General features: G+C 64.7%; 9 protein-coding genes and 1 tRNA gene. 7 read left to right on the top strand and 3 right to left on the bottom strand.

Translation table 11 applies throughout. The features are described from left to right. On the top strand, positions 1 to 1,011 hold a 1,011-nt coding region (locus IVB29_RS15615; protein WP_247504240.1), incomplete at its 5' end, for a methyl-accepting chemotaxis protein. 15 nt (positions 1,012 to 1,026) lie between these two features. Here the strand turns inward: IVB29_RS15615 and IVB29_RS15610 are convergent. Continuing rightward, complete coding sequence (locus IVB29_RS15610; RefSeq protein ID WP_247504239.1) at positions 1,027 to 1,413, bottom strand: DUF3175 domain-containing protein; 387 nt, start codon at positions 1,411 to 1,413, stop codon at positions 1,027 to 1,029. A gap of 182 nt (positions 1,414 to 1,595) precedes the next feature. Between IVB29_RS15610 and IVB29_RS15605 the strand changes: the two genes are divergently transcribed. The 3 genes from IVB29_RS15605 (at position 1,596) to IVB29_RS15595 (ending at position 5,603) form a co-directional block, all read left to right on the top strand. Beyond that, on the top strand, positions 1,596 to 3,083 hold the full coding sequence (locus tag IVB29_RS15605; RefSeq protein ID WP_247504326.1) for an MFS transporter: 1,488 nt from the start codon (positions 1,596 to 1,598) through the stop codon (positions 3,081 to 3,083). Between the two features lie 3 nt (positions 3,084 to 3,086). Further along, the gene (gene otsB / locus IVB29_RS15600; protein WP_247504238.1) at positions 3,087 to 3,899 is read left to right on the top strand and encodes a trehalose-phosphatase; all 813 of its coding nucleotides are present in this window, start codon (positions 3,087 to 3,089) and stop codon (positions 3,897 to 3,899) included. 240 nt (positions 3,900 to 4,139) lie between these two features. Beyond that, positions 4,140 to 5,603 carry a trehalose-6-phosphate synthase gene (locus IVB29_RS15595; RefSeq protein ID WP_247504237.1) on the top strand — a complete coding sequence of 488 codons (1,464 nt, stop codon included), beginning with the start codon at positions 4,140 to 4,142 and terminating at the stop codon, positions 5,601 to 5,603. 91 nt (positions 5,604 to 5,694) lie between these two features. Here the strand turns inward: IVB29_RS15595 and IVB29_RS15590 are convergent, their stop codons facing one another. Beyond that, a complete protein-coding gene (locus IVB29_RS15590) occupies positions 5,695 to 6,036 on the bottom strand; it encodes a hypothetical protein (protein ID WP_247504236.1) in 342 nt (113 codons plus the stop codon). A 197-nt stretch (positions 6,037 to 6,233) separates the two neighbouring features. Between IVB29_RS15590 and IVB29_RS15585 the strand changes: the two genes are divergently transcribed. Beyond that, positions 6,234 to 6,323 (top strand) — tRNA-Ser (locus IVB29_RS15585). 6 nt (positions 6,324 to 6,329) lie between these two features. Here the strand turns inward: IVB29_RS15585 and IVB29_RS15580 are convergent. After that, positions 6,330 to 7,283 (bottom strand): LysR family transcriptional regulator, encoded by a 954-nt coding sequence (locus IVB29_RS15580; protein ID WP_247504235.1) that lies wholly within the window; start codon positions 7,281 to 7,283, stop codon positions 6,330 to 6,332. A 98-nt stretch (positions 7,284 to 7,381) separates the two neighbouring features. Between IVB29_RS15580 and IVB29_RS15575 the strand changes: the two genes are divergently transcribed. Together IVB29_RS15575 and IVB29_RS15570 are read left to right on the top strand one after the other, a co-directional pair. Next, positions 7,382 to 8,563, top strand: coding sequence for an MFS transporter (locus tag IVB29_RS15575; protein ID WP_247504234.1), 1,182 nt, complete (start codon positions 7,382 to 7,384; stop codon positions 8,561 to 8,563). 13 nt (positions 8,564 to 8,576) lie between these two features. Continuing rightward, on the top strand, positions 8,577 to 9,611 hold the full coding sequence (locus tag IVB29_RS15570; protein WP_247504233.1) for an aldo/keto reductase: 1,035 nt from the start codon (positions 8,577 to 8,579) through the stop codon (positions 9,609 to 9,611). Positions 9,612 to 9,613: the final 2 nt, after the last annotated feature.

The following is a 9,613-nucleotide window of genomic DNA, read 5'->3' as shown; positions in this document are numbered from 1 at the left end:
CTCGCCTCGGGCAATTTCGACGTCGTGCTGCCGGGTCTCGGCCGCAGGGACGAGATCGGTGAGATGGCCGGCGCGGTGGAAGAATTCAAGGTTCAGGCCGTCGCAAAGGCCGAGCGCGATGCTGCCGCCAGCGAAGTCCAGAATCGGGAGCAGGCCGCAAGCCGTCGCTCCGAGCTGATTCGCTTTGCCGATGATTTCGAAGGCGCAGTAGGCGCCATTGTCTCCAATGTCTCGTCCTCCGCCGTGCAGCTCGAATCGGCCGCATCCACGCTGACCCGTACCGCCGAGACGACGCAGAGCCTGTCGAACCAGGTCGCCAGTGTCTCCGAGCAGGCCTCAAGCAACATGCAATCGGTCGCAACCGCGACCGAAGAGCTGTCGGCGTCGGTCGAAGAGATCGGCCGTCAGGTTCGCGATTCCAGCCGTATCGCCGAAGCCGCCGTGGTGCAGGCCAAGGAAACCGATACCCGGATCGGCAAACTGTCGCATGCCGCCCAGCAGATCGGCGAAGTCGTCAAGCTGATCACCGCGATCGCCGAGCAGACCAATCTGCTCGCGCTCAACGCCACCATCGAGGCCGCGCGCGCCGGCGAAGCTGGCCGCGGCTTTGCGGTTGTCGCCAGCGAAGTGAAGTCGCTGGCCAGCCAGACCGCCAAGGCCACCGACGAGATTTCCTCGCACATCACGGGCATGCAGGGCGCAACGGCCGAGTCAGTTGCCGCGATCAAGGAGATCGGCGCCACCATCGGCCAGATCTCGTCAATCTCGACGTCGATCGCGAGCGCGGTCGAGCAGCAGGGCGCGGCGACGCAGGAGATCGCGCGCAGCGTTCAGACTGTCGCGCAGGGCACCCAGACCGCCGCCACCGATATCGGCCAGGTCAATCGCGGCGCCGCCGAGACCGGCTCCGCGTCGGAAGAGGTGCTGAACTCGGCCAAGACGCTGTCGTCCGAAAGCACGCGCCTGCGTGCCGAGCTCGACCGGTTCATGGGGAATATCCGGGCGGCGTGAGGTTCAGACCGGGACTCACTCCCTCCCGAACGCCCGCTTCAGCTCCACCTTTGCCCGCTCGAGCCGCGCACGCTGCGTCTTCGGCAGCGTCTTGCCGGCGCGGTTGATGTAGAAGGTCAGCATCGACAGCGCCGAACGGTAGGCGCCGGTCTTGCGGCGCGAACTGTGCTCGGCCGAGCGCTTCAGCGAGGCTGCGATCTTCTTCGCGCTGGTCAGCTTGAACACACCTTGCTTGAGGTCGAGTGCGTCGCTTTCCCTGGTCACGCGCTGCGACCAGCGTTTCGGCGCGGCCCGCTTCGTGCTCTTGCGCACGGTCGTGCTGCGCCTCGCGCTGGTTTTCCCGCGCACCGTCTTGCCTGCGGCGGACTTGCGCGAATGTGTCGTCTTTCTGACATGAGCCATGCGTCAACTCCCTGCGGCTCCATTGGAAACGGGTGGCCTTGGGTGCTGTTCCCAAGGGAACATGCCCTTGCCGCAGACGTTGTCGCAGGTGGCAGGCGGAATGCCGCACCTCCATGATTGGAACGCCTCCCGCCACATCATGTGAACCGGGGCCGCTTCCATTGGTCAGACCCAGCAACGCGATGGAATTGCAGCAAAGCACAGCACTCAATGATGGAGCTGCGATCCCGGTGGCGGCCGCGACCGACCGCATCATCGAGACCAGCATTCCCGCGCGACTCGACGCATTGCCGTGGAGCGGCTTTCACACCCGCGTCGTGCTGGCGCTCGGCATCACCTGGATCCTCGACGGGCTCGAAGTGACACTGGCCGGCGCGCTCTCGGGTGCGCTGAAGCAGAGCCCCACGCTGCGCTTCTCCAATCTCGATCTCGGCATCGCCAATTCCGCCTATCTCGCGGGCGCGGTGCTCGGCGCACTCGGCTTCGGTTGGCTCACCGACCGCATCGGCCGCAAGAAACTGTTCTTCATTACGCTCGCGCTTTATCTCTCGGCGACGGCCGCGACCGCGCTGTCGTGGAATATCGCGAGCTACGCGCTATTTCGCTTCCTCACCGGTGCCGGCATCGGCGGCGAATACACCGCGATCAACTCGACCATCCAGGAATTGGTGCCGGCGCGCTACCGCGGCTGGACTGACCTGGTCATCAACGGCAGCTTCTGGATCGGTGCGGCAATGGGCGCGGTCGCCGCCATCGTGCTGCTCGATCCCGCGGTGATCGATCCCGATCTCGGCTGGCGCCTCGCTTATCTCATCGGCGCAACCATCGGCCTCGTCGTGCTGCTGATGCGGATGTGGATTCCGGAAAGTCCGCGCTGGCTGATGATCCACGGCCGGCCCGACCAGGCCCACGCGATCGTCGACGAGATCGAGCGCTCGGTGATCGGACACGGCCAGAACACGAGCGACGGACGCTTCGCCAAGATGCGCCTGAAGATGCGCGATCACACGCCGATCAGGGAGGTCGTGCACACGCTGTTCTTCACCTATCGCCAGCGCGCGATGGTCGGACTGGTATTGATGGTCGCGCAGGCCTTTTTCTACAACGCCATCTTCTTTACCTTCGCGCTGGTGCTGACTGATTTCTACGGCATCAGTGCCGACCACGTCGGCTGGTATCTGCTGCCTTTCGCCGCCGGCAATTTTTTGGGCCCGCTGCTGCTCGGCCGCCTGTTCGATACGCTCGGCCGGCGCACCATGATCACGCTCACCTATGGTGTCTCGGGCGCGCTGCTGGCGCTCTCGGGCTATCTGTTCTCGATCGGCGCCTTGAGCGCACAGGGGCAGACCATCGCCTGGATGGTCATCTTCTTCTTTGCCTCGCCCGCCGCGAGCGCTGCCTATCTCACCGTCAGCGAGACGTTTCCGCTGGAAGTCCGCGCATTGGCGATTGCAGTGTTCTATGCGGTCGGCACCGGAATCGGCGGCGTCGCGGGTCCCGCGCTGTTCGGCGCGCTGATCGATACGGGGTCACGCAACAGCGTGTTCGCCGGCTATTTGCTGGGGGCCTTCCTGATGATCATCGCCGCGATGGTGGCGTGGCGCTATGCCGTCTCCGCCGAACGAAAATCGCTGGAAGATATTGCGCGGCCACTTGCCTCGATGGAGTAGACTATGAAATCGGAACTTGCTGAATTGGATCAGAAGCGCACCATGCCAGATGAAGAAGCGCCCGACGCGGTGCCGGTGCCGCATGCGCTCGTCCCGCATCTGGGCGAGACTGCGATCCTGCTCGATATCGACGGCACGCTGCTCGAGTTGATGCCGACGCCGCGGGAGGTGTGGGTGCCGCCGGGCCTGTCGGAAACGCTGAACCGGCTGACGGAACGCACATCGGGCGCGCTGGCGATGGTGAGCGGCCGCTCGCTCAACGATATCGACCTGATCTTTGCGCCTGATGTCTTTCGCGCCGTCGCAGGTCATGGCGCGGAGATGCGCCTGTCGATTGGCAACGAAGCCGACGACCTGCACGCGCCGCCGATGGACAAGGAGCTGAAGCGGCGGCTCGCCGCGATCGCCAAGCTCAGCCCGGGGATTCTGCTCGAGGACAAGGGATATTCGCTGGCACTGCATTATCGCCTCGCGCCGCATGCGGAAAAGGCGATCTACGAAGCCGTCTCCTTGATCCGCGCCGATCTGCCCAATGCGCCGATTGAAATTCTGCCCGGCAAGTTCGTTTGCGAGATCAAGCATTCCGGTTTCACCAAGGCCACCGGCGTGCGCGAACTGATGAAGCATGAGCCGTTTAGAGGACGCCGTCCGATCTTCATCGGCGACGACGTCACTGATGAGACAGTGTTTGCGATCATGCCCGACATGAACGGGCTCTCGTTCTCGGTCGGTCGCCGCGCCATGGGTGTGAATGGCCACTTCGATGCGCCGAGCGACGTGCGCGCGTTTCTCGCGCGCCTGCTCGATCCGAGGTAAAACCAAGGCAACGCCACGCCGCGGACATAAAGGCTGCCAGCGCGGCGCCATTGCGCGCCGCAATGCATGCTGCGTGACACGACCTCAAAAGCTGTCTTTGCAGCGAAATTTGCGGTTCCACCAGCGAAACCAGTTCCAACGCCGGCGCCCGATTTTGGTTTCATTTCGCAGAAATGATGTCCGGAACCATATTGATGAACATCAGTTAAACAGGGTGGAATGAACAGGAGGGGACGACCTGTGAACTTAGTCGTCGTTTCAAATCGAGTTGCGCGCGGCAAACCCAACGAGCCCATGACGGGCGGCTTGGCTGCGGCATTACTTCCCGTTGTCGAGCATTCGGGCGCCATCTGGGTGGGGTCCTCCGGTCGTGTGCGTGACGGCCATCAGAAGGAGCCGTTTGCCGAGATCGAAGCACTCGGATCGGGTGCGATTGCGACGCTGGATCTGCCGGCCGCGCATTACGGCGGCTATTACGAAGGTTTTGCCAATTCGGCGCTGTGGCCGGCGCTGCATTCGCGCAGCGATCTGATCCGCGTCTCGCGCGACGATTATGTCAGCTATCGCGAGGTCAACGCGTTCATGGCGCGCGCCTTGATGCGTTTCCGCAAGCCGCAGACCGCGTTCTGGGTGCAGGATTATCATTTCCTCGCGCTCGGCGCTGAGCTGCGCGATCTCGGCGTCGACGATCCGATCGGCTTCTTCCTGCACACGCCGTGGCCGGTTGCCGCGGTGATGCAGGGCGTGCCCAATCACCGCGAGCTGATCAATGCGATGCTGGCCTATGATTTGCTGGGATTCCAGACGAACGAAGATTGCCAGAACTTTCTCGCCTATGCCGGTGGCGAACTCGACCTCGCTATCGAGGACGGCGTGGTTGTCTCGCAGCATGGTCGCACGCGCTGTGAAATATTTCCGATCGGCATCGATGCAGAAAAGTTCGCAGCTTACGCCGCGAAGTCGGTCTCGCATCCTGACGTCTCGCGGCTGCGTCGCAGCCTCAATGGCGAGCGGCTCGCGATCGGCGTCGACCGGCTCGATTATTCCAAGGGCCTTGTCAACCGCATCAGCGCGTTCGATCGGCTCTGGACCGAGCAGCCGCAGTTTGCGCGCAGCATCTCGCTGCTCCAGATCGCGAACCCCTCGCGCGGTGCGATCGAGGCTTATGGAAATCTCCAGAACGAGGTTGCGCGCCTCGTCACCGACGTCAACGGCCGTCATGGCGAAGTGGACTGGACGCCTATCCGCTATCTCAACAAGGGTTTTAGCCAAACCGTGCTCGCGGGCCTCTACCGCACCGCGCAGATCGGCGTGGTGACGCCGCTGCATGACGGCATGAACCTCGTTGCCAAGGAATATGTCGCAGCCCAAAACCCGGCCGATCCCGGCGTGCTGGTGCTGTCGAAATTCGCCGGCGCCGCTAACGAGCTCGACACCGCGCTGGTCGTCAATCCGCACGATATCGATGGCATGGCGCGCGCGATCGCGACCGCGGCTGCGATGCCGCTCATCGAGCGCAAGATGCGCTGGGAAGCGATGATGAAGAAGTTGCGCGGCCACACCATCCAGCAATGGGCGGCTGACTTTGTTGCAGAGCTGGAGAAGTGCCGGACCGAAAAGGCGGCGGTGGCCCCGCTCGCAGCCCAACCGCCGCAAGCGCTGCGCTGGCTGAAGTCGGCGATCTCGGGTGTAAGGTTGATCTGATGCGATGCTCTTACCCTCTTCCCTTGCGGGACGGGGTGGCTCGGCGCTTCGCGCCACCTTCTCTCACACAGGGGAGAAGGAAGAGCGGGCCTCAATAACAATACGACACGCCATCCAGAATCGCGCACTGCCGCTTGTTCGGCGCGTTCGGATCATCCATCGGCACCATGCCCTTGCCCTGGCCGACGAATACGCCGGGGCCGACATGCACCGAGCTCTTGTTGCCGATGATCACGCTCTGATGCGGCGTCGAGCTCGAGCGTGTCCCGTCCGGCCAGAGGATGGCATCGCCCGACAGCATCCCGCGCCGTCCGTCGTCGCAGCTGACGTCGACCCCTTGCCGGGTGCAGACCTGGGCGAGGGCCGGCACGGCAAAGGCGACGCCAAGGGCGGAAATCAGGCTGAGTGAAGCGATCGTCTTGCGGATCATCATGTCGTCCCCGGTCGTGTTTGGTGGTCTCGAGTGAATCGTCGCGCCAAACCCGCCTCCGGTTCAGCTGATGGACGGTTCCAAAGCGTCTCTGCGGCGCCTGATATTGTCATTTAAATACAATACCTTACGGAAAATTCACCCGATTTCCCCGCGATCCCTTGCAAAATCAACGGCGCCCCTTCAAGAGAGGGCGCTCCGGAGAGATGGCCGAGTGGCTTAAGGCGCACGCTTGGAAAGCGTGTGTGCGGGAAACCGTACCGTGGGTTCGAATCCCACTCTCTCCGCCATTGGCCTCATCCCACCAATTTCCACCGCCCATCCCCCGCGCGCCTCAGCGCCGGATCGTTCACCCGCACATGCTCCGCGAGAAAATCGATGAACGCGCGCACGCGCGCCGGGAGCGGTGCGGTGTGGCCGACATAGACGGCGTGGATGTCTTCGCGGTCTCCGGGGTTGTAGCTTTGCAGCACGGGCACGAGGCGGCCGGCTTCGATGTCGGGGCCGATGTGGAAGAGGGCGAGGCGGGCGAGGCCCACGCCGCCGAGCGCGAGGCGGCGGGCGATTTCGCCGTCGCTGGCGCGCGCCACGGGCGGCGGCACCGCTTCCTCGGTGCGGTCTCCGCGGCGAAACGGCCAGCCGCCGCGGATACGCGGAAATGTCCAGCCGATGCCGCGATGCTCTGCGAGATCCCTCGGGTTTTTCGGGGTGCCGAAGCGCTTCAGATAATCAGGTGTGCCGACGACGACCATGCGGCTGGTGCCGAGCTTCCGCGCGATCAGACGCGAAATTTTCAAAGGCCCGACCCGGATCGCGACATCGGCGCGCTCCTGCATCAGGTCGATCAGCGTGTCGGTCAGCACGAGATCGAGCGTGACGTCGGGATGCTGCTCGAGGAAGCGCGGGATCAGCGGCATCACATGCAGCATGCCGAAGGGAATGTTGCAGTTGACCGTCAGCCGGCCACGCGGCGCCGCGCCGGATGCGGCTTCGCGCTCGGCCTCCTCCATCTCGCCGAGGATGCGTGAGGAGCGCTGGTAGAACGCCTGGCCTTCCTCCGTCAGCGTGAGCTTGCGCGTGGTGCGGGTGATCAGCCGCGTGCCGAGCCGCGCCTCCAGCCGGGAGATCAGCTTGCTGACACCCGACGGCGTCAGGCGCAGTTTTCGCGCGGCCTGGGTGAATCCGCCGAGATCGACGACACGGACGAAGACCTCCATCTCGGCGGAGCGGTTGGTATCGAAACGGGCCATGTTGAATTCACGTCACAAATGATTGGATTGCGGACATTCTAATGGTTTTGCCGCGCTGCGGCTATCTGCGTGGCTCGTCTCATCCATCGGAGCCACGCATGCCTCCCGCCGTCCTCGCGCTCACCGCCGGTGCCTTCGGCATCGGCACCACCGAATTCATCATCATGGGCCTGCTGCTCCAGGTCGCGGCCGACATGCACGTCTCCGTGCCTGTCGCGGGCCTGCTCATCTCCGGTTATGCGCTCGGCGTATTCGTCGGCGCGCCGGTGCTGACCTTGGCGACGCGACGAATGCCGCGAAAAGCCGTGCTGCTGGCGCTGATGGCGATCTTCACGCTCGGCAATGCCGCCTGTGCGCTGGCGCCGAACTACGAATTGCTGATGGCGGCGCGGGTGTTGACCTCGCTCGCCCACGGCACCTTCTTCGGGGTCGGCTCGGTGGTGGCGACGAGCCTCGTCGCCGAGGACAAGCGTGCGTCGGCGATCTCGACCATGTTCATCGGCCTCACGGTCGCGACGCTGCTCGGCGTGCCCTTCGGCGCATGGTTCGGCCTGATGCTCGGCTGGCGCGCGGCGTTCTGGGCGGTGACCGTGATCGGCGTGATCGCCTTTACCGTGGTGGCCGCGTTCGTGCCGGGCCATGTCGGCAGCGGCGACAAGCCGATCTCGCTCACTGAAGAGGTCGCGGTGCTCGGCCGTCCGCAGGTCCTGCTCGGCCTTGCCATGACCGTGTTCGGCTTTGCCGGTCTGTTCGTCGTCTTCACCTATATCCAGCCGATCCTGACCCGCTTCACCGGCTTTTCGGAAGCCGCGGTGTCACCGATCCTGCTGGTGTTCGGCGCGGGCCTCGCGATCGGCAATGTCGTCGGCGGCAAGCTCGCCGACCGTGGCCTTGCGCGTACCCTAATTGGCTCGCTCGCCGCACTCGCCATCGTGCTGCTCGGCCTTGCCGCGGTGCTGTCGGTCAAGATCCCCGCCGTCGTGTTGATCCTGCTGCTTGGAATCGCGGCCTTCGCAACCGTCGCGCCGCTGCAGCTTCGCGTGCTGGAGGCAGCGGGCCCAAGCGGCCGCACGCTCGCCTCCAGCCTCAACATCGCCGCGTTCAATCTCGGCAACGCGCTCGGTGCCTGGGCCGGCGGCGTCGCCATCGATCGCGGGCTCGGCCTCTCCGCGCTGCCGCTGGTCGCGGCCGGCATTACGGCGATCGGCCTCGGACTCGCGTTGTGGAGCCTCCAGCTCGATCGCAGGCAGACTGTGATCGCAGCGTGCCCGGCCGAATAGAAGGAGAGCGACTATGGACTACCGCAATCTCGGCGCCTCCGGGCTCAAGGTCCCCGTCATCAGCTTCGGCACCGGCACCTTCGGCGGCCAGGGCCCGCTATTCTCGGCCTGGGGCCGCAGCGGTGCTGGGGAGGCCCGCAGGCTGGTCGACATCTGCCTCGATGCCGGCGTCAATCTGTTCGACAGCGCGGACGTCTATTCGAACGGCGCCTCCGAGGAGATCCTCGGTGCGGCGATCGGGGGACGGCGTGACAAGGTGCTGATCTCGACCAAGATGAGCCTGCCGGTCGGTGATGGCCCGCTCGACGCCGGCTCGTCGCGGCCGCGGCTGCTGACATCCGTTGACGCGGCGCTGCGCCGTCTCGGCACCGATTATATCGACCTGCTTCAGCTCCATGCCTTCGACGCGTTCACGCCGATCGAGGAGGTGCTGTCGACACTCGACACGCTCGTGCGCGCCGGCAAGCTGCGCTATGTCGGCGTCTCCAATTTCGCGGGCTGGCAGCTGATGAAGTCGCTCGCCGTCGCCGACCGGCATGGCTGGCCGCGCTACGTCGCGCATCAGGTCTATTATTCGCTGCTTGGCCGCGACTATGAGTGGGAGCTGATGCCGCTGGCGCGCGACCAGGGCGTCGGCGCGCTGGTCTGGAGCCCGCTCGGCTGGGGCCGCCTCACCGGAAAGATCCGGCGCGGCCAGCCGCTGCCGGAGAGCAGCCGCCTACATGCCACGGCGCAGTTCGGTCCTCCCGTGGACGAAGAGCGGCTCTACGCCATCGTCGACGTGCTTGATACGATCGCTGCGGAGACCGGACGCACCGTGCCGCAGGTCGCGATCGCCTGGTTGTTGTCGCGCCCCACCGTATCATCCGTGATCATCGGTGCGCGCGACGAGGCGCAGCTGCGCGACAACCTCGGTGCCGTCGGCTGGTCGCTGAGCGCGGATCAGATCAAGCGCCTCGACGAGGTCAGCGCCGTGATGCCGCCCTATCCCTATTATCCCTATCGCACCCAGGACGGATTTGCGCGGCTCAACCCGCCGCTGGTCTAGGC

It is taken from the genome of Bradyrhizobium sp. 1 (assembly GCF_023073315.1).
GTDB lineage: Bacteria > Pseudomonadota > Alphaproteobacteria > Rhizobiales > Xanthobacteraceae > Bradyrhizobium.
Note: the sequence above shows the minus strand (reverse complement) of the source record. Positions and strands in the feature narration are given on the sequence as shown.